This is a genomic window from Mogibacterium diversum, assembly GCF_002998925.1.
In the GTDB taxonomy this organism is placed as follows: Bacteria; Bacillota; Clostridia; order Peptostreptococcales; family Anaerovoracaceae; genus Mogibacterium; species Mogibacterium diversum.
Map to the genome: position 1 here is coordinate 1,579,256 of NZ_CP027228.1, position 20,855 is coordinate 1,600,110.

General features: G+C 42.5%; 20 protein-coding genes. 16 read left to right on the forward strand and 4 right to left on the reverse strand.

Features of this window, described 5'->3' with window-relative positions; translation table 11 throughout:
* Window positions 1-103 precede the first annotated feature (103 nt).
* The 10 genes from C5Q96_RS07565 to C5Q96_RS07610 all read left to right on the forward strand — a co-directional run bounded on the left by C5Q96_RS07565 (window position 104) and on the right by C5Q96_RS07610 (window position 8,698).
* Window positions 104-1,099 carry an ABC transporter permease gene (locus C5Q96_RS07565; RefSeq protein WP_106057771.1) on the forward strand — a complete coding sequence of 332 codons (996 nt, stop codon included), beginning with the start codon at window positions 104-106 and terminating at the stop codon, window positions 1,097-1,099.
* Window positions 1,092-1,910 carry an ABC transporter permease gene (locus tag C5Q96_RS07570; RefSeq protein ID WP_106057772.1) on the forward strand — a complete coding sequence of 273 codons (819 nt, stop codon included), beginning with the start codon at window positions 1,092-1,094 and terminating at the stop codon, window positions 1,908-1,910. Before C5Q96_RS07565 ends, C5Q96_RS07570 begins: the two co-directional genes overlap by 8 nt.
* 76 nt (window positions 1,911-1,986) lie before the next feature.
* Window positions 1,987-3,540, forward strand: a complete 1,554-nt coding sequence (locus C5Q96_RS07575; RefSeq protein WP_106057773.1) for an ABC transporter substrate-binding protein — start codon at window positions 1,987-1,989, stop codon at window positions 3,538-3,540.
* 6 nt (window positions 3,541-3,546) lie between these two features.
* On the forward strand, window positions 3,547-5,109 hold the full coding sequence (locus C5Q96_RS07580) for an ATP-binding cassette domain-containing protein (RefSeq protein WP_106057774.1): 1,563 nt from the start codon (window positions 3,547-3,549) through the stop codon (window positions 5,107-5,109).
* A gap of 39 nt (window positions 5,110-5,148) precedes the next feature.
* Window positions 5,149-5,961: an ATP-dependent sacrificial sulfur transferase LarE gene (gene larE, locus C5Q96_RS07585; protein WP_106057775.1), complete on the forward strand. Its 813-nt coding sequence runs from the start codon at window positions 5,149-5,151 to the stop codon at window positions 5,959-5,961.
* Between the two features lie 122 nt (window positions 5,962-6,083).
* Window positions 6,084-6,845, forward strand: a complete 762-nt coding sequence (gene larB / locus C5Q96_RS07590) for a nickel pincer cofactor biosynthesis protein LarB (protein ID WP_106057776.1) — start codon at window positions 6,084-6,086, stop codon at window positions 6,843-6,845.
* Between the two features lie 295 nt (window positions 6,846-7,140).
* A complete protein-coding gene (gene rpsF, locus C5Q96_RS07595) occupies window positions 7,141-7,428 on the forward strand; it encodes a 30S ribosomal protein S6 (protein WP_106057777.1) in 288 nt (95 codons plus the stop codon).
* Window positions 7,429-7,443: 15 nt separating this feature from the next.
* Window positions 7,444-7,893, forward strand: coding sequence for a single-stranded DNA-binding protein (locus C5Q96_RS07600; protein ID WP_106057778.1), 450 nt, complete (start codon window positions 7,444-7,446; stop codon window positions 7,891-7,893).
* Window positions 7,894-7,920: 27 nt separating this feature from the next.
* A complete protein-coding gene (gene rpsR, locus C5Q96_RS07605) occupies window positions 7,921-8,163 on the forward strand; it encodes a 30S ribosomal protein S18 (RefSeq protein WP_106057779.1) in 243 nt (80 codons plus the stop codon).
* Between the two features lie 151 nt (window positions 8,164-8,314).
* Entirely contained in the window at window positions 8,315-8,698 is a 384-nt protein-coding gene (locus C5Q96_RS07610) for a hypothetical protein (protein ID WP_106057780.1), read from the forward strand.
* 124 nt (window positions 8,699-8,822) lie between these two features.
* On the opposite strand, the gene C5Q96_RS07615 is transcribed toward C5Q96_RS07610, so the two are convergent.
* Window positions 8,823-9,155 carry a cupin domain-containing protein gene (locus tag C5Q96_RS07615; protein WP_106057781.1) on the reverse strand — a complete coding sequence of 111 codons (333 nt, stop codon included), beginning with the start codon at window positions 9,153-9,155 and terminating at the stop codon, window positions 8,823-8,825.
* Between the two features lie 246 nt (window positions 9,156-9,401).
* Between C5Q96_RS07615 and C5Q96_RS07620 the strand changes: the two genes are divergently transcribed.
* On the forward strand, window positions 9,402-10,025 hold the full coding sequence (locus C5Q96_RS07620; protein ID WP_106057782.1) for a cyclodeaminase/cyclohydrolase family protein: 624 nt from the start codon (window positions 9,402-9,404) through the stop codon (window positions 10,023-10,025).
* Window positions 10,026-10,454: 429 nt separating this feature from the next.
* Here the strand turns inward: C5Q96_RS07620 and C5Q96_RS07625 are convergent, their stop codons facing one another.
* Together C5Q96_RS07625 and C5Q96_RS07630 are read right to left on the reverse strand one after the other, a co-directional pair.
* Window positions 10,455-10,952: a hypothetical protein gene (locus tag C5Q96_RS07625; RefSeq protein ID WP_106057783.1), complete on the reverse strand. Its 498-nt coding sequence runs from the start codon at window positions 10,950-10,952 to the stop codon at window positions 10,455-10,457.
* Window positions 10,953-11,018: 66 nt separating this feature from the next.
* Window positions 11,019-11,639 carry a TetR/AcrR family transcriptional regulator gene (locus C5Q96_RS07630; protein WP_106057784.1) on the reverse strand — a complete coding sequence of 207 codons (621 nt, stop codon included), beginning with the start codon at window positions 11,637-11,639 and terminating at the stop codon, window positions 11,019-11,021.
* Between the two features lie 259 nt (window positions 11,640-11,898).
* Between C5Q96_RS07630 and C5Q96_RS07635 the strand changes: the two genes are divergently transcribed.
* Both C5Q96_RS07635 and C5Q96_RS07640 read left to right on the forward strand, forming a co-directional pair.
* Window positions 11,899-14,031, forward strand: a complete 2,133-nt coding sequence (locus C5Q96_RS07635; protein WP_106057785.1) for an efflux RND transporter permease subunit — start codon at window positions 11,899-11,901, stop codon at window positions 14,029-14,031.
* Between the two features lie 11 nt (window positions 14,032-14,042).
* Window positions 14,043-16,157, forward strand: a complete 2,115-nt coding sequence (locus tag C5Q96_RS07640; RefSeq protein WP_106057786.1) for a hypothetical protein — start codon at window positions 14,043-14,045, stop codon at window positions 16,155-16,157.
* A gap of 90 nt (window positions 16,158-16,247) precedes the next feature.
* Here C5Q96_RS07640 and C5Q96_RS07645 read toward each other — a convergent pair whose 3' ends face one another.
* Window positions 16,248-17,147: a YitT family protein gene (locus tag C5Q96_RS07645; RefSeq protein ID WP_106057787.1), complete on the reverse strand. Its 900-nt coding sequence runs from the start codon at window positions 17,145-17,147 to the stop codon at window positions 16,248-16,250.
* Between the two features lie 403 nt (window positions 17,148-17,550).
* Here C5Q96_RS07645 and ndk point away from each other — a divergent pair, with 403 nt between their 5' ends.
* The 3 genes from ndk to C5Q96_RS07660 all read left to right on the forward strand — a co-directional run bounded on the left by ndk (window position 17,551) and on the right by C5Q96_RS07660 (window position 20,420).
* Window positions 17,551-17,955 (forward strand): nucleoside-diphosphate kinase, encoded by a 405-nt coding sequence (gene ndk, locus C5Q96_RS07650; RefSeq protein WP_106057788.1) that lies wholly within the window; start codon window positions 17,551-17,553, stop codon window positions 17,953-17,955.
* A 43-nt stretch (window positions 17,956-17,998) separates the two neighbouring features.
* Window positions 17,999-18,913: a LysR family transcriptional regulator gene (locus C5Q96_RS07655; RefSeq protein ID WP_106057789.1), complete on the forward strand. Its 915-nt coding sequence runs from the start codon at window positions 17,999-18,001 to the stop codon at window positions 18,911-18,913.
* Window positions 18,914-19,115: 202 nt separating this feature from the next.
* On the forward strand, window positions 19,116-20,420 hold the full coding sequence (locus tag C5Q96_RS07660; RefSeq protein ID WP_106057790.1) for an O-acetylhomoserine aminocarboxypropyltransferase/cysteine synthase family protein: 1,305 nt from the start codon (window positions 19,116-19,118) through the stop codon (window positions 20,418-20,420).
* Window positions 20,421-20,855 lie beyond the last annotated feature (435 nt).

Below are 20,855 nucleotides of genomic sequence, written 5' to 3' on the forward strand. Positions count from 1 at the left end.
AGCCTTTATAAAACATTAACCAAGCCAAGAAGGCCGGATAGATTGCTGAAGCAATCATACCCGGTCTTTTTATACGCAAATTTACAGGAGTAACTATATTCACATGGATTATGAGAGAAAGAGCACATTTAAATACGCCCTCTGCAGAATCGCTGAGATGATTCTCATATTGCTCATTCTCTCAATGATTGTATTTGCGCTATCTCGCCTCTGTCCCGGTGATCCGCTCCGTTCGTGGTACGGAGATGGTGTGGACAGAATGAGTGCCGAGCAGAAGGCTTCTGCCCGTGAGAGCCTCGGATTCGAAAAACCACTGCCTGTTCAGTACGGCATATGGCTTAAAGATCTAGCTCATGGGGAGCTAGGATTATCGTATAAGTACAAGAGACCTGTTGCTGAGGTAATTCGTGGCGTGCTAGCAAATACAATAGTATTTGGATTAACAGCTTACATCATGACCTTCGTGCTGGCTTTTCGTATCGGAAGATTGTCGGCGAAGCGAGAAGGTACGAAGCTCGATAGATTCATTTGTAAGGCGGGGGTGATATCGGGAAATATACCAGTATTCTTTTTATCGCTGATATGCATATTGATATTTGCGGTAAATCTCCGAATCTTGCCAACTGGAGGGGCTTACTCGTACGGGGCTGAAGGAAATATCCTGGACAGAGCCTGGCACCTCGTACTGCCAGTATTTGTAATCGTTATAGGGCATCTGTGGTATTACTCGTATATGGTGCGAAATCTGCTACTCGAGGAAATGCGCAAGGAATACGTGCTGCTTCTCAAGGCAGAGGGAATGCCTCGCACTAAGATAATCAATAATTACTGCATGAAGAATATCCTGCCACCGATGATAACCATCATGGCAATCGCAGTTCCACATCTCCTTGGTGGGACATATGTCGTAGAGATGGTATTTGGCTATCCAGGTCTAGGACGGCTCAGCTTCGAAAGCGCCCTATATAAGGATTACAACATGCTGATGGCGACAACACTTCTCACAGGAAGCGTGGTTGTGCTCTCAAATTATCTTGCACAGATAATAGGTGAGAAAATCGACCCGCGGATGCGTCATGAGGAGGGTTCGTATGAATAGGAAGCGAAGACCAAAGATTGCCATAGCTATACTTACAATCAGTGCAGTTCTGAGCGTATTTGCCGGATTCATAGCTCCATATAAACCGAATTTCATGAATGAATATGCCATCGGAACAGCCCCGTCGCTGGGCCATATATTTGGAACAGATAATTTGGGAAGGGATTTGTTCTCTATGATCCTATATGGTGGAAGGGCAAGCCTTACGATTGGAATCGCAAGCGCTGTAATAGGAACGCTGATTGCAGCAGTGTACGGGACACTTAGCGGGATGGCAAATAAACACGTGGATAGACTGATGATGAAAGCTACGGATTTGTTCATGAGCATTCCAGCATTATTGCTTGTAATCGTTCTTGAGGCTATCTGGGGAGAAGCTAGCTACACATCATTATCACTGGTAATCGGGATAACTAGCTGGATGCAGATGTCGAAAGTCATCAGGAGCGAGGTGATACGGCTTAGGAAAAGTGAATTTGTAATAGCCGCAGAGATGTACGGGGGAAGCTTCTGGTACATTTTACGTAGGCATTTGTTCCCGAACTACTTTTCATCGATTATGTTCATGGCAGTAAGCAACGTGGGCTCTGCGATAATAGTAGAATCGACACTTAGCTTTATGGGACTTGGACTACCGATATCGGAGATATCATGGGGGAGCCTTATGTCTCTCTCACAAGACGCACTGCTATCCGACCAATGGTGGATGATCATAATTCCGGGACTTATCTTGATAAGTGTTCTGGTATCAATAACGGAGATTGGGGAATACATCAGAGGGCGCAATACCTCCAAGGGTAGCAACATTTAAATGTAAACGCACAAGTACATGTGTGGGGTTAGGACTATAGATTAAGAAATTAATTTATTTGAAAGGACACACATTTATGAAAACTCACTTTAAAAAAATTGCGGCTCTTGCCGTCACTCTAATCATGATTATTTCACTTTCCGCATGTGGCTCGAAGAGCGAAAATGATGCGGACACGCTGGTGTACGGAAGTCATGACTATACAGCTATAAATCCTGCTCTCTATGAGCATGGAGAAATTAACTCCTTGATATTCGCTGGGCTTACGGCACACGACAAGGATAACAAGCTCGTACCTGCACTTGCTGAGAAGTGGGAGTACGATGCAGCTACTCATACTTGGACATTCCACCTAAGGGATGGACTGAAGTTCCATGACGGAAAGGATCTTACTTCGGAGGATGTTAAGTTTACTCTAGAGGCAATCCTCGATAAGAAAAACAATTCCGAAATCGTCTCGAATTATCAGGATATTGAAAATATCACTTGCCCAGACAAGAAGACAGTTGTTATTAAGCTGAGCAAAGAAAATGTAGCATTCGCGGACTACATGACTATCGGAATTCTGCCTAAGCACCTTCTTAAGGGCAAGAAGCTCGCGACTGCAGAGTTCAACCAGAAGCCAGTAGGAGCAGGTCCATATAAGTTAACTAGCTGGGATGAAGGACAGAGTATAACCCTCGAGAAGTTTGATGGTTACTACGCAGGAAAACCTCACATCAAGAAGATTATTTTCAAGATTGTAGAGGATAGTGACGCAAGGCTGCTGCAGCTAAAGTCTGGAGATCTAGATATGGCGCAGATTGAGCCTAAGCAGGCGAAGAGCCTCAAGAAGGATAGCAAGGATTTCGATATCTATCGCATGAACACAGCGGATTATCGCGCGATTGCGTATAACTTTGCAGGAAGCAAGCTGTTTAAGACATATCCAGAGCTAGCAAATATATTGAGCTATGGAATAGACAGAGAGGCTATCGTTAAGAGCGCACTTCTCGGAGAAGGCCAGGTGGCATACTCGCCAATTCAGAAAAATAAATTTAACAGCAGTGATATCGAGAAGTTTGCGTATAATCCAGATAAGATGGAGCAACTATTGCAGCAGGACGGTTGGACTAAGAATAAGAAAGGTATCTACGAGAAGAACGGTACTGAGCTTAAGTTTACAATCACTGCGATGGCAAACGACAAGGTGCGCGTGGATATGGCCAAGCTGTGTGCAGAACAGCTAAAAGCACACGGGATATCAGTAAAGGCCGAAGCTAGAAAAGAGCTCGACTGGGAGAAGCAGGATGCTACAATAATCGGATGGGGTAGCCCATTTGACGCAGACGATCATACGTACAAGATATTTACATCGGAAGCTGGGGACAACTATACAGGATATGCAAATCCAGCGGTAGATGAAGCGCTGGCAAAAGCTAGAGCGACGACTAAAGAGCCTGAGAGACAGAGATATTACTCAGAGTTTCTCAGAGCCATGACTAAGCAGATGCCTTACACGTTCATCGCATACATAGATGCTGACTATGCGGTTAAAAAGGATATCAAGGGAATAACAAAGGACACAATGCTAGGACATCACGGAGTTGGAATCTTCTGGAACGTAGCAGATTGGAAATTGGAGAAATAAAAATATATGACAGAAAATAGAAGCAACACAGAACTTCTTAATATCGAGGATTTCAGTATGTGCTTCGACGGGAAGCAGGGGGTAGTTCATGCTGTTCAAGGCGTTTCTCTTACAGTGAGATCAGGAGAAATCGCCGCAATCGTTGGCGAGTCAGGCTCAGGCAAGACGGCGCTCTGCTTCTCAATTCTAATGCTACACAGACATCACGCGAGACATCTATCGGGAAGCATATGCCTATCTGGGAAAGATGTCACTAAGATGGAAGAAAAGGAGCTTGAACAAATTAGGGGCAAGGCGGCTTCGATAGTGTTTCAAGATCCACTCAATTCTCTAGATCCTGTAAGAACTGTTGGGGAGCAGATTACTACCCCTATGAAGCTACACGAAGATGGTGAGCCTGTGGAAGCAGAACGAGAATACGCCGAGAGGGCAGTAGGATTACTTAGAGAAATGGGCATGAAAGATGCTGAGAAATACTTATCCTGTTACCCGCATCAGCTGTCTGGCGGGCAGAGACAGAGGGTTGCGATTGCTATTGCTCTTGCATGTGACCCTGCACTCATTATCGCAGATGAACCGACTACGGCACTAGACCCTGACAATCAGGAGCAAATAATAGCTGTGCTGAAGAGGCTTGCTGAGGAGAGAAGAAAGGGCATCCTATTCATCACTCATGACCTCGGATTAGCGCGCGAGTTAGCGACTAAAATTGCAGTTATGAAGGATGGAAGGTTTGTCGAGGTTGCCGAAACTGAAGAGATCTTTGAAAATCCACAGCATGAGTATACTAAAGCTTTAGTTAGGTATTCTCAATATGGCAAAATGGGAAGTCATTATCATGGAAACTTTGGTCAGACGATTGGTAATCGAGATGGGATAATCACTTCGAGTGAGATAGCGGATCAAGGGAAGTCAGCTGAAAAAATAATGATTGCCAAAGATATAGACATGATTTACAGAACCAAGAAGCACGGATGTAAGAAGGTTCTATCAGGATATTCATTAGATGTAGTGAAAGGTGAGATCCTTGGACTCGTAGGGCAATCGGGCTGTGGGAAGTCCACCTTGGCGAGGATTATCATGGGGATCACCATACCTAATGGCGGAAGTGTAGAATGGGGAAGATGTGGAAGTAGAGATAGGCGTGAGGTTCGCGCGCAAATGATCTTTCAAGACTCCGCATCGGCATTTAATCCACGCATGACTATAGAAGAAATAATCGCCGAACCACTTGTAATTGCTAGAGTAGGAAACAGAGAAGAGAGACGAAGGAAAGTCGTGGAAGTTATGAATCAGGTTCATCTAGAGGAACAGCTCATGGATAGATATCCCTACGATGTGTCGGGAGGACAGCGCCAGAGGGCGGCAATTGCGAGAGCACTTATAACAGAACCTGAATTCATAATCGCAGACGAACCACTGTCATCTCTCGATGTGCCAACACAGGCCGAGATAGTTCATCTGCTAAGAGATTTGCACGAAAAAAGACAGCTGACGATGATTCTTATATCGCATGATATCCCTATGGTTGAACATGTGTGCGATAGAATCGTGAGCATGGACGAATAGAGTAAAATAAGAGTTAAACATCAGAAAAGGGGTAAAACTATGGGAGTATCCGTAGCTGAGAGACAGAAAGAAGAACGGCTAAAGGAATATATAAAAAATCTGGGTAGTCTAGCAGTCGCTTTCTCGGGGGGAGTTGATTCTACATATCTCGCCAAGGTTGCGCATGATGTGCTAGGAGATAAGATGATTGCGGTTACGGCAGAGTCAGGTTCTTTTCCTAAGAGGGAAACTGGCGAAGCTGCTCATTTCTGCAAGGAGCAGGGCATCAGGCAGATTGTAGTGCAGACCAATGAGCTTGAGATTGAAGGATTCAAAGAGAATCCACCGGATAGGTGTTATATATGCAAGACAGGTATATTTACGCAGCTAAAGGGACAGGCGGCTGAACTCGGAATAGAGTACGTAGCTGATGGTTCAAACGTAGATGATCTAGGTGATTACAGGCCTGGGCTACAGGCACTCAAGGAGCTAGATATAAAGAGTCCGCTCAGAGAAGCTGGCATGACCAAGCAGGATATCAGAAACCTATCGCATGAGCATGGTCTGTGGACGTGGAATAAGCCCTCGGCAGCATGTCTGGCCTCAAGGTTTGCATACGGCGAGACAATTACACTCGAGAAGCTAGGCATGGTTGAGAGAGCAGAACGGATTCTGGAAGATTATGGATTCATTCAAATGCGTGTTCGCATGCACGGGGAAAACCTCGCGCGCATAGAGGTTACACCAGATGAGCTGGCGAGGCTCCTTTCTCTCAGAGAGGAAATTGTAGCAAAGTTCAAGGAAATAGGATTCACATATGTAACCATGGATCTACTCGGGTATAGAGTGGGCAGTATGAATGAGGTGCTATAAAGCACTTGAGCAATAAACTTATGATAGCGGATGTGGACAAATAGTATGAGAAATCCGCCAATCATAAAATCTCACTAAAAATCCTCGACATAAAACTAAAAATACATGGCAGGTATAGATAGATGAAAATAGCAGAGATATTAGATAAATATAAGGGCGGCGAGCTAGATATGGCCGAAGCTGAAACGCTTATAAAAAGTAGCAGTTATGATGAGATGGGATTCGCGAAGCTAGATACTCAGCGCGAGCAGAGATCCGGCTTTCCGGAGGTAATATTCTGCGCTGGTAAGCCAGATGATTACCTCGTTTCGATATATCAGAAGATGGTCGCAAATGACGGCTGTGCCTTCGGGACTCGGGCGAGTCAGGAGCAGGCAGCGCTCGTTAAGGCAGCTGTTCCTGAAGCGGTGTATGATCCTGTCTCGCGGATTTTGAAGGTGGAGCCTGCTGGCGGCTACAAGAGGACTGGCGCTGGTGGTGTTGTTGCCGTCTGCAGCGCAGGCACTGCCGACATATCGGTTGCAGAGGAGGCAGCGCAAACTGCAGAATATTTTGGCGCTGAGGTGATTCGCGTATACGATATAGGCGTGAGTGGTATCCACAGACTTCTGTCAAAAGTTGATATCATACGCAGCGCCGATGCCGTTGTTGCAGTTGCGGGCATGGAAGGTGCGCTACCGACAGTGCTCGGTGGACTCGTAAGAAACCCAGTAATCGCAGTGCCTACATCTGTTGGTTATGGTGCGAATTTTCACGGGCTTTCTGCCTTAATCACGATGATTAACTCATGTGCGAACGGTATCTCTGTGGTAAACATAGATAACGGGTATGGAGCAGGGTATATCGCTACGCAGATAGGCAGATTGGCGGCTACTGGAAGATAATAAGTGCATATAGCTGTTGTTTAGCGGAAAGCAAGGGAACTATCTTTGATTAAATCAAAGCTGACCTTAAATTAATTGCATATAGATGCAGACGAAATTACAAATGCTGCTACAAGATATGGTGCTTCGTGTGCCTTAATAGCACAGCGAGGCGAACTGGTTTTTGAAGAGGTACAAGGAAATAGCTTCTAAACCTTGAATTTCTACGATAAATCAGTATAATTAAACGGTATGGCTTGAATACGCAAGCCAAATCCTGCACCGAAAGGTGCCGTAGGCCATAGGAGGTGAAAACATGAGAGATTACGAAGTAATGTTCATTCTTGACCCAACTCTAGATGAGGAAGTGAAGAACTCCACAATCGAGAACGTTAAGAACATCATCAATGAAGATGGTGAGGCTGGCGAAGCTGATGTATGGGGCAACAAGAAGCTTGCTTATCAGATCAACAAGAAGAAAGAAGGATTCTACGTAGTTGTTCCTTTCAAGGCTAGCACTGAGCTACCTAAGGAGCTTGACAGAAGACTCAAGATTTCTGATGCGGTTATGAGACACATTATTGTTTGCCAGGACGAGAACTAAGTCGGGAGGTAAGCGATGAACAGTGTAATACTGATTGGAAGATTGACCAGAGACCCAGAGCTTACTTACACACCTAACAACCAGACAGCTGTTACGCACTTCAGCATTGCAGTTGATAGACCTGGAACGCAGGGTCGTGACAGACAGGCTGATTTTATCAGAATCACTGTTTTCGGTAAGCAGGCTGAGAACTGTGACAGATATCTGAGCAAGGGTCGTCAGGTAGCAATCAACGGTAGAATTCAGACGGGAAGCTACAAGAACAGAGAAGGACAGACTGTATACACTACAGACGTAATCGCTAACAACGTCGAGTTCCTCGGCGGTGGTAACGGCGGAAACGATTCTGGATATAGTCGCAGATCCGAGAGTGAGCCTAGTGCATTTAACGATAGCTTTAGCTCGCCGATGGAGCCTTCGATGCCTGATTCATTTGAGGCAACTGAAGAGGATATCCCGTTCTAAACATCTTGAGAAAGGAGCACAAGTCTAATGGAGAACAATAAGAGACGCGGTGGCATGAGAAGAAGAAAAGTATGCCAGTTCTGCGCAGATAAGGAAAAGAAGATCGATTACAAAGATGTAGAGACTCTAAAGAAGTACACTACAGAGAGAGGTAAGATTCTTCCTAGAAGAGTTACTGGTACATGCGCTATGCACCAGAGAGCAGTTACATCTGCTATTAAGAGAGCTCGTGTGGTAGCTCTAATGCCTTTCGATTCTGAGATCGAATAATAATGAACGAAAACCCCGCTCGTATGAGCGGGGTTTTATATAGAAGATATTTTGCCTTAATGATGATAGACTAAATCGAATAAGGAATCTGTTAGTAGGTTGATATAAGCCCATATATAACATAGCTTATATTTAAGCAAGGAGGATTATCATGTGTGAATTAGAACTAGAGGATAAATTACAATTATTAAAAGAAGGATTAGCTGAATTAGCAACAGAAATTGGTGATACTCAAATAAATCCAAAATCCCTTAACTTATTATGTTTAGATTTTGATGTCCCAGTTAATGTAAGGGATTCATGGATATTAGAATTTCGAAAATTATCCGATATAGAGTATGAGAAGTACTCGAGCAAAGAGATAATCTCTACATTTCGTAATAAAATGCAGGAAAGGTTTGACCCTGCAAAATATTTTAGTGATTTAATAGTCTTTTCATTTATAAGAGTCATATCAAAGAATTTAGTTAAAGAACTCTATCCTTTATCTTGCTTATTGGAGATAGAGTTTTCTTTAACAGCAGATTTAAATTAAAATAAAATCCTCCGTACTGATATCCAGTAAAGAGGATTTTATAAACATATGTAATTTTGTATTACCACTATCCATAGTTAGTGTGTACTGAATCAAGGGATTCCTGGTAAGTCCTATTAGGGCTCTAGAATACCACCACGAGTAGCATCTTGAAACGCTCCTGACCATATACCGCATGTGGATGACCAGCAGGCATTACAATCGATTCTCCTTCATGAAGCTCGTGAGGAATTCCGTCAATAGTGAGGCGGCCTACTCCGTCAAGGCAAGTTACAAATGCATCTCCGCCGGATTCGTGTGTGCTGATTTCTTCGTCTTTATCAAAAGCGAATAGCGTAACACTAACAGCATCGTTCTGTGCGAGCGTCTTGCTTACCACCTGACCATCCTGATAATTAACTTCGTTCTTAAGTGTTAAAACTTCAGACTTGGATATGTTTTTCATAGGCTCTTTCATTTCGTTACCTCCTATATGTAAATTTCTGTTATGCAATGGTGCGAATTACTCCGCCTAAGTTGATTATATCCATCTAACCTGCAAATATTCGTAACATTCGTTACGCGGCATATAAAAATTTTACTTGCTCATTGTGTATTTATTCGTACAATTTTATAATGTATATATGTAAAAGCTAGTGAATAAAGGCTTTTATAGTTACTAAAGCTTTGAATTATAAAATTAAGTGAGGAATGCGGAGGGAATATGGCAAATAAGTTGATAGATGAAAAAATAAATGATTACGTTGATGCGCTTAGCTCGGGAGCACCAACTCCAGGTGGTGGTGCAGTTGCGGCTTTAACTGCAGCGCAAGGCGCAGCGTTAATTATGATGGTTGCAAACCTAACTGTTGGCAAGAAGAAATACGCTGAATTTGAGGAACTCAATGTAGCAGCGATAGAGGAAGCAAAGGGATATCTAGATCAGCTGATGGCTGGAGTAGATGAAGATAAGAAAGCATTTGGGCAGGTTGCTAGTGCATATGGAATGCCAAAGGAAACTGATGAGGAGAAGGCAGCGCGCAGTGAGGCGATTGCCATCGCCTCGGTCGGCGCAGCCGAAGCCCCGCTCAAAGTCATGAGAGCGGGCACCTGCGCGCTCAGACTCGCAGATAGTCTGATTGACAGATCCAACAAGCAGCTGGTAAGCGATCTGTACGTAGCTGCTCTCAATCTAAATGCAGGCGTTCAGGCAGCAGAATTCAATGTGTCGGCGAATGTGCCATATATTCCTGATCGCGAGCTCGCAGATAGCTGGAAAAAGGAATCAGAAAAGCTGTCAGAAGAGGCAAATGCTGTATCTGCAAAAATACTTTGCAGCAAAAAATAATATTTTGTGCAGAAAATATGCGTAAAAGGCTTAAAATCATTGGTTTTTAGAAAATAAGCTCTAAATGAAACATAAATTATAGTAAACATTTCACATAACCTTCACACAAGGTGTTTTAATAGATGCTATACTTCTAATTGTTCAATGAGGTTTGTTATTCTAATACAAACTTTCCTTCTTTTATTGAATACACACACACTACAGGAAAGGGATGCGTAAGCGTCCTTTTTCTGTTTTTTGTCTATTTTATTTATCATAGTACATAAAGGGCTATCATTGATTGGATGATTGCAGTCAAGCAAGGGTCATTGCCATTAGTTGCGTTAATTTCATTATCGATAAAATGTAAGTAAGCACATAGTACTGTAACCCACACTATATAAAGAGCTGGCAGCTCTAGCCGCCAGCTCTTTCTGCTTATAAATATGTTTATATACTATCCGAGTACCAGATTGCTTCATCTGCAAAACCATAATATTTTTCGTCTACTACCCATCTTTTGTTTATCTGCCTAACGATAAATTTGTGCTTCATGTCAGTAGCTCCGCTAAAGTGGATAATAATAATCGCCATATCTGATTGTTGCATAGTAAATTCCAATGAGTAATCTTTGCTATTCGCATAAAAATACTCGCTGGGATTGCTGTAATGATTCGCATATCCTTTTGATATGAGATTCGAACTAGCCTTTCCTTTCAAAATTTCTTCATAGCGACTTTCATATTCTGCCATAAGCCCAATCCATTTCGGATGATTTTGGTTGGCAGGAATATTCAATCTTAATTTTTCAGCATTTAGCTCACTATTTCTCTTAAAAACTTCTTCTTCAAGTGAATTGAGTTCCTGCAATAGTTCAACTAATGGTAGTATTATTTCATCTGCCATGCTTTTATATTTTTCAGGGGTGTTTTTTATTTTGATATTCATTTTTATCTACAACGTATCTCTGTCTACATCTTAAATTCCAGCTGCCATACCATCATCAACTGTTATCTAACCATTAATCGCATCCTCAATTATCAGCCTTATGGTTCTAAATAAATAAGGCTTGTAGTCACTGTAAGTTACAGGCTCGCCCATGAGAATAACATTGTGGCATGTTGAATTAATTAGCTCAACAATCGTAAATATCATGAGTTCAGGATTATCAATTGGAATCTGCTCTTTTTCGATAATATCCATAAAAAAAGTCTTGAAGTCGAGCACTTCATCATCCTCATGTTTAATGCTCTTCGATCCGCTCAGTAGCCCCCAGCTCAGGTGCTTGGATATAAACTGTAGCAGCGCTATATCCTTTGAGAGCTTGGTTATCAAGCAATCAGTAGCATATAAGACTTTGTCAGCGAGATTCATTACATCGCCTGTTTCCTCTATATGCCTTTCTAATGATTCAACTGCACTTAGGAGCAGTTCAGATGACTTTCTTGCGATTAACACATCTCTAACATCTTCTTTGCTATCAAAATATAGATAGAACGTGCCTTTTCCGACGCCTGCCTTTAATGCGATGCCTAGTATAGTCGTCCTTGCAAATCCAAGTGTCGTAAATAGTTCATATGCCGCGTCCAGAATATCGGTGCGTTTTTTCTCTTTATTAAGCACTCTTTTAGTCATAGATGCTCCTCCAAAATTTTATTCACTAAATTATATATAACATGCAGTGTAGATTTTTACAATGATACAGCAATAAATGACTTATAGTCAATATGTTAATTATTCAGTAATTCTACTCATATAATACTAATAGACCTTGATAAATAACTGTTTTATTAAGTCTAAAAACTTTAAATAACTTTTAATTAAATTAAAAGTTGACTATTGGTCAGAAAGATGATATATTGATTTCCGTCAAATACGCAAGGAGGGAAAACCGATGAATCTAGGGGCTAAAGTCGTAAAGCACAGACACATAATTTTCATTGTATCTTTGCTACTGCTCATACCATCACTTATAGGATATAAGGTGACGAGGATAAACTACGACATGCTTACATACCTTCCATCTACTATGGATACGATGAAAGGTCAGAATGTTTTAATGAAGGAATTTGGCAAAGGCGGATTCTCGATAGTCGTGCTTGAAAACATGAAGAGTGATGATGTCACTCAGTTAAAAGCAGACTACAGCAGAATCGATGGAGTCGAAGAGGTTTTAAATCTCGAAGATGTGCTAGATCCAACAGTTCCGAAGTCTATGCTACCAGACCAGGTGGCGCAGAATTTATCAAATAAAGATGCGAGCATGATGGTCGTATTCTTCAGCAACTCGACGTCCGACGATAAGACGCTCAAGGCTGTTGAACAGATGAGGAAAGTCAGTGATAAGCACGCATATATATCTGGCTTATCACCTCTGGTAGAAGATCTAAAGAATATTTGCGAACAGGAAGAGGTCAAGTATGTTACAGTAGCTGTTTTGCTATCGCTACTCGCAATGATGCTGCTCCTCGATTCATATATAGCACCGGTATTATTCATGGTGAGCATTGGCATGGCTATTTTATATAACATGGGCTCTAATATATTCCTCGGTGAGATTTCTTATATAACCAAGGCAATAGCTGCAGTTCTGCAGCTTGGTGTAACCATGGACTACTCCATATTCCTGTGGCATAGCTATATGGAGAAACTCGACTCAGGTCTCAAGGAAGATGACGCTATGGCGGAGGCCATCGATGCTACACTCGTTTCTGTAACTGGAAGCTCGGCTACAACAATTGCAGGGTTCCTAGCACTTTGTTTCATGACGTACACGATGGGCCGTGATCTCGGAATCGTTATGGCAAAAGGTGTTGTATTTGGAGTAATAGCAAGTGTAACTATACTGCCTGTCCTTTTACTTAAATTTAATAAGCTTGTGCAGAAGACGAGACACAGATCACTAATACCAGATATGACGAAGGTGGCACACGGACTAACCGGCAGATATGGAATCTATATCGCGATATTCTGCGTGCTAATTGGACCTGCAATCTATGGATACAATCATCAGAATATCGTGTATGACTTCACCAAGATGCTATCTAGTGGACAAAACAGTTTGCCGGCAGAGAAGATGCAGTTCTTGACGGCTAATAACAAGCTAAGTGAGGATTTTGGGATAAATACTTCTTATATCGTGATGGCTGACTCGAAGCTTTCTGCATTAAAAGGCAAGGAGATGAGCGACGAGATTAAGAAGGTTGATGGCGTTGAAAGCGTGTTAGGCATAGATTCGATTGTAGGGACTTCAATCCCTAGGAGCATGATTCCGTCTTCGATTAAAAGTGGCCTGATGTCAGATAAACATCAGATGATAGTAATAAATTCGAAGTATAAGGTTTCGACAAACGCTTGTAATAGACAAATAGATAATGTAAAAGCGATTACTCATAAATACGATAAATCAGCGACTGTAATCGGAGAGGCTCCGGCAACTAAGGACTTAATAAAACTGACAGATAAGGATTTTAAAGTCGTAAATTGGATATCTATAGGGCTCGTATTCCTGATAATACTAGCTGTTCTAAAGTCCGTATCGTTACCGTTCATACTCGTAATAGCGATAGAATTTGCGATATACGTCAATATGGGGATTTCGGGCTTCACAGGTCTTGAGCTTCCATTCATAGTTCCAGTCTGCATAAGTACTATTCAGCTTGGTTCGACGGTTGATTATGCGATATTGATGTCGACAAGGTATAAGACTGAAAGAATGCTGGGGCTTGATAAGCGCGATGCGGTCAGCACAGCTGCAGCAGCTTCCATACCATCGATTATCGTGAGCGCACTCGGGTTCTTTACAGCGACAATCGGAGTGGCAATATACTCAAATATAGGCATCATTAGCACCCTCTGCACGATGATGGCACGTGGAGCGATTATAAGTATGTTAACAGTAATCCTCATACTGCCTTCATTCCTGATGGCATTCGACAACTTGATTTGCCACACTACAGGCGGACTAAGAGATGTATATGAACATAGGCAGAACAAGGGTACACACGCTAAGGGTAGCGCAATATAGGAGGCGTTGAGATGAAAAGAATGAAAAATCATAAGAATGTTAAGAACGGGGTAGCTACACTTGCTCTTTGCTTGACAGTCGGAACTATGTATATGATAAATCCTGTTACTGTAGGAGCAGCTAACAAGAGACCTGTAGATGTGACTAAGTCAACCAGTACCGAGAAAGCCGTGGAGACATCATATCCTAGCCTTGGTAGGGGAAATATTTCCCAAAAAGATAAGAACGAGACAACCTATACTTCGATGGATGCAGACGGCAATGTGCTCGAATCTGTAGTTACTGAACAGCTTGCAAACAATGGCAAGTATGACACTATCAGCGATTACTCGACACTGAAGAATATCGAGAATACCTCAGGTCATGAGAAGTTTTCGAAGAATGGCAATAATATCGTGTGGAATGCTAAGGGTAAGTCGATTAAATATAAGGGCACTCCAACCACAGGATTACCTGTCAATGTCAAAATCACTTACTATCTGAATGGCAAGAAGATGTCAGCAAAGGATATCGCTGGTAAGGCAGGTAACGTGACCATCAGATTTGACTATACCGTAAACCAGTCAGATATCGTAGATGGAAAGCTGATTAAGCACCCATATACAGTTGCGAGCGGGCTAGTTCTTAATGATGATAACTTCAGTGATATAACGGTATCGAATGGTAAAGCGATAGATGACGGCAACAAGACAGTTGTTATGGGCATTGCTTTTCCAGAGATGAATGAGAACCTTGGAATAAGCCGTTCTAAATTGGATATTCCTAATAGTGTCGTTATAAATGCATACACTGAGAAATTCGAAATAGATGGAACATATACAGCTGCGATGTCAGGAATTGCAAATGATTTTGACAGAAATCTAAGCAGTGTAAAAGGAAAAGCTGCTAAGCTGGAGAGCTCACTTAAGAAGCTAGGACAGGCATCTGACAAGCTAGAGCAGGGAAGCAAGGATCTTAAGGCAGGTGCAGATGAATTAGCTAGTGGAACTAAGAGTCTTAAGTCTGGAAGCAGCGAGGTGCTCAGTGGAGCGACTTCACTAAACAGTGGCTTACAGCAGCTAACTGCAAATAGCGCATCTCTTAGAAATGGTGCTGCGCAGGTTGAGAAACAGATCTTTGCAAATGCCACAACCCAGCTACAAGATCAGTTAGGTGACGATACAATAGTTCTGTCTCCTTCGACGTATGCGAAGGTGCTTGCAGGAATCTCCGATGGAGCTATGGCAAAGGCAGAGGGGAAGATGAGAGCAGCTTTATCTGCAGCAGGTGTATCTGATGCAAGCACACAGAACAACATCATTTCCCTAGCATATAACAAGATGATGGCAGATGGAAAATCCGAAGCTACTGCAGCAGAGGTTGTGCAATATATACAGCAGGCAGGGGTAACTGCTAAGGAAGCGCAGAAGGCAGCAGGATATATAAATCAGTATAAGAGCACTGCGGTAACAGCTCTAAAGGCTGCCGGATACTCAGATGAGCAGCTCGCTTCAGGAACAGGTCAGCAAGCAGTAATGCTAACATCTGTAGAGATGGGGCTGACGGGAGGCAGTACAAATCTAGCGACACTTCAGGCACAGCAGACTAATGCAACTAAGCTGCTAACATCAGCTAAGGAGTACGAGATTGCTAGTCAAGGTGCAAGCGATAATGTAAAAAAGCTATCAGCAATTGCTGTGGGCAAAGATGTTCCTGCAAAGCTAAAGTCGCTCAAGGAACAGCTGGATTCGCTAGAGATGTTTATCGCTGGTGTTAAGCAGTACACCGCAGGTGTAGATGCTGCTGCAGCAGGAAGTAGCAAGCTAGTATCGGGTCTTGAGCAACTGAATAACGGAATCACAAAGCTGGATGCGGGCTCAAATAAGCTCGATTCGGGAGCAACACAGCTAGCATCAGGCATGACTCAGCTTAATGAGCAAGGTATCCAGAAATTTATAAGTACTCTCAGTAAAGCAGATATAGGAAAAATAACTAGCAGACTAGAAGCGACAATAGCAGCTTCAAAGCACGAAGTGTTTGTAGGTGGCAAGGAAGGCAGTATGACTGGTGAGAGCAGATTAATCTTCAAGAGTGGTGAAGTTAAGGCTTCAAAAGAGAACAAAAAGCCTAGTAAGCACAAAAAATAAAAGAATAGGGCAATAGTTCTAACCAAACGGAAAGCGGCTAAGGTGTTAAAAACCTTAGCCGCTTTTCATATGCTTTAAATTCAAATTTATCTATTTCTGCTCTAGATATCTCTTCTCACGGCTGAAGCCTCTGCCGTGAACACTGCCAACCTTGCTAAGGATGATAAAGGCATCCGGGTCGAGGTCATGAACGAGCTTTTCGACCTTGTATAGCTCTCTCGAGGATATAATAGTCATCACGATATCAGTCTCTCTTCCTAGGTAACCGGTCTTACCGTGAAGCAGTGTAGCGCTTCGGTCAATGTCGTGAAGAATAGCATTTGTAATCTCTTCAGAAGCCTTAGTTACAATCTCAAGTTTAGTCTTAGCTGCTCCTATAGCGAGGAGTCTATCGAGAGTAATTGTATACACAAGCACGAGCACGATTCCGTACAAGCTGGTGCGCTTTGGAGAGAACATCATCTGTCCAATCAAGATTATAAAGTCAAATACATATAGGCTGACGGAAACAGGCACTTTAAAATATTTATTGAGAACGAGCGGAGGAATATCCATACCGCCAGTGCTAGCACCAATTCTAATAATCAGCGCGAGTGAAGTTCCTATGCACAGACCGCCGAATAATGACGCGAGAAACATGTCATTTGTAAGGACGAAGCTACCTACGAGCTTCTGCAAAAATCCGAGGATAGTCGGGAATGCGAATGTGCTTATCATCGTGGTGAGTGCGAACTCTTTGCCGAGCAGCCCAAAACCTATGACAAACATGACTGCGTTGAACATTCCGACGAACAGAGAAATGGTTATGCCAAAATGGTGATTCATTATAATCGCAATACCCGTAGTTCCGCCGGTGATAAGGCCAGTCGGGAGTATGAAGAATGCAACACCGATAGCATAAATGAAGTTTCCCAATATGACAGTTAGTGCATTTCGCAGGAACTGCTTACTAAAAATGTAGCTAGAAAAGCTGGAATTAGTGTCTTTCATTATCTTTCTCCTTTTATTATCATCAAAGACTTTACATGTAGATAGCAACCATGTCAACAGCATGAAACGGATTGAGAGAAATTAAATCAAAAACAAAATGAACCGCTGCTTGGCGTCAGCGGTTCATTTCTACTACGAAATTATTTAATTAAGAAAGAACAATCAAAAGAAAATGTTTTATGCACTTAATTCCTTTTGCACCATTATACTAACATTCGATTATGACGATTCTGTAATGGTTTGCTATTGTGTTGGTGTATCGTATATATCAATAAGCACAAAATCCATGATAAAATGTGAACGGGAAGTCGGGAAACTACGTGAAATGACCATATGGATATGGTATAAACTATAGAAGAGTATTTAAGAGAATTCAAATAAAGTATTTAAAAGGAGAAGAACTATGGGTATTGAAAAGACATACATTATGCTTAAGCCAGACTGCGTTAAGAGAGGCCTTATGGGGGAGGTCATTTCAAGAATTGAGAGAAAGGGCTACAAGATTGTTGATGCGAAGATGATGAATCTCGATGAGGCAATTCTAAAGGAGCACTATGCGCACCTCGCTGATAAGCCTTTCTTCCCAGAAATTGTATCATTTATGACATCTGGCCCAGTCCTCGGAATGATTGTTGAAGGCGAGAATGCAGTCCAGGGAATGAGAATTATCATGGGCGTGACTAAGTTCGAAGAAGCTACAGCTGGGACTATTCGTGGCGATTTTGCACACAGCACTAGCGAGAACTTGATTCATGGATCTGATTCCCTAGAGAATGCAGAGATAGAGATTAAGCGTTTCTTCGGCTAAGTTAATCAATAAGGCTTAAGATTCATCGAAAGAGGCTCGGTACATGACGTTAAACCAACTACTTTATATTATTACAATAGCTGACGAGGGTTCGCTCAATAAAGCGGCGGAGAAGCTCTACATGACCCAGCCATCGCTTACCAGTTCTTTGCGAGAGGTTGAGTCGGAGCTTGGCGTGACCATTTTCCGCAGAACTGGTAGAGGTGTCACTGTGACTAACGATGGTGCAGAGTTCCTGCAGAATGCCAGACATCTATATAGCCAGTACGAATCGCTGATGGGCAAGTACTCGGATGAGGGAGGGCTTAAAACGAAGTTCGGGGTTTCAACGCAGCATTACTCATTTGCGATAAAGGCTTTTGTGGAGATGGTAAAGAAATTCGACATGAATGAGTACGATTTCGCTATCCGGGAGACCAAGACACAAGAGGTAATCGACGATGTCGTGTCGCTAAAAAGCGAACTTGGTATCATCTACCTGAGTGATTTCAATCGTCAGGCTATCTCCAAGGTACTTAGACAGAATGGGCTTGAGTTTGTGCCGCTAATTGACTGCAACGCATATGCTTACGTTTGGAAAAATCATCCGCTGGCAAATCGCAAGAGCGTGAGCTTCGATGACCTTGCGGATTATCCGAACATGACGTTTGATCAAGGAGATAATTCGACTCTTTATTTTGCGGAGGAGCTTTTCGCAGATATCAATCATCATCATATGATTAAGGTAAACGATAGAGCGACTATGCTCAATCTGATGCAAGGATTATTCGGTTACACAGTGTGCTCGGGCATCATCTGTGAGGAGCTTAATGGTGACGACTGCAACATGGTGCCAATTAAAGACGAACGCGTGGATACTGAAGGAGCTATGCAAATCGGGTATATAATGAAGAAGAATTCCATCTTGAGCAAGATGGCGGAGCTATACATAAAAGAGATGAAAGCATATCTGAGCTAAGCTCAATATAAAGTAAGGCGAGAATATGTAATATATTCACAAGAGTGAGTTATAGTTTTATCCTATAACTCACTCTTATTTTTTTGAATTAGACAGATGCATATCTATACCATATAATTCAACCATAGCAAAACAGATGCGGCTCACAGGGAGGCCACAGATAACATAAAATTAAAATGAAACACAGAAAGGGGATATACAGATGAGCGATATTAGAGATTCAAAAAATTGGGGATTTAACACTAAACAGGTACAGGCAGGACAGGAGCATGCGGATCCAGCTACTGGCGCAAGATGCGTGCCTATCTATCAGTCGGCTTCATACGCATTCGACAGTGCGGATTCAGCAGAGGCAAGATTTGCTCTAAGGGAAGCTGGTTCCATTTATTCGAGACTCGGGAATCCTACTAACGATGTACTCGAAGCAAGAGTCGCAGCACTTGAAGGTGGATCGGCAGCGCTAGCGGTTGCTTCTGGAACGGCTGCAATCGTATATGCAATTCAGGCAGTAGCGCAGCACGGTGAGCATATCGTGGCGGTAAGAACGCTTTATGGCGGTTCATACAACTTGTTTGCAAATACCCTTCCGCTAGTTTCGGGAGTAACGACAACATTCGTTGAGTCAGATGATTATGAGGGCTGGGAAGCAGCGATTCAGGACAATACCAAGGCTCTATATATCGAAGTAGTTGGGAATCCAAACTCCAACGTTACAGATATTGAACGAATCGCAGAAATCGCACATAGACATGGGCTTCCGCTAATCGTTGACTCAACATTTACACCACCATACTTGATTAAGCCATTTGAGCACGGCGCAGATGTGGTTATCCACTCAGCTACTAAGTTCTTTGGTGGTCACGGTTCAACAATCGGTGGATTAATCGTAGATGGTGGAAAATTTGACTGGAGTGCATCTGGTAAATACCCATGGATTGCTGAGCCAAATCCATCATATCACGGACTAAACTTCTATGAAGCTGTTGGTCCTGCTGCATTTGCGGTATACTGCAGAGCTATACTGCTTAGAGACGGTGGTGCGTCACTTTCAGCCTTTGATGCCTTCCTTCTACTTCAGGGAATTGAGACACTTTCTCTCAGAGTTGAGCGCCATGTAAGCAATGCTCTTGAGATAGTAGAGTACCTCGACAAGCACCCACAGGTTGAGAGAGTTCATCATCCATCGCTACCTAGTGAGCCATCACATGAGATTTATAAGAAGTACTTCCCTAAGGGCGCAGGTTCGATTTTCACTTTCGACCTAAAGGGTGGTAGAGATGATGCGAAGAAGTTCATCGACAATCTGCCTATCTTCTCAGACCTTGCAAATGTAGCTGACGTAAAGTCGCTTGTAATTCACCCAGCGAGTACAACTCATTCGCAGCTGAGCGAGGAAGAGCTATACGCACAGGGCATCACACCTTCAACAATCAGATTATCCATCGGAATCGAGGATGTTGAGGATCTGAAGGCAGCGCTAGATGTAGCTTTTGAGGCAATTAAGTAAACTGAGCAGCTTGACTGTATAAGTAAATCAAGCATAGCGACATACCTTACAAGTGTATAAGGATCAACCCGCAAGTGTACACTTAGGGAAACCGACATAACATAACATATACTAAACCGACATAATAGAGTATATGCAGGAGCAGGACGAAAGTCCTGCTTTTGTGTTTCATTAGCAAGATAGCATCAAGACAATCGGAAGCGATAAAAGAAATACCACTACTGCTCTAACTAATCAAAGAATAATTGTTATGCTTGCTTCGAATATTGAATTAATAAGGAGATATTTCTATAATATCTATAATTAAATAGCAGATTTGATATCTTATATGTCTTTGCTTTTCGCAATTAAGAATCAGAAAGATAAAAGTAATGAGAGAAGTAAGAGAAATAATACGAGGAATACAAGAAACGAGAGAAAAGGAATCGAAATGAT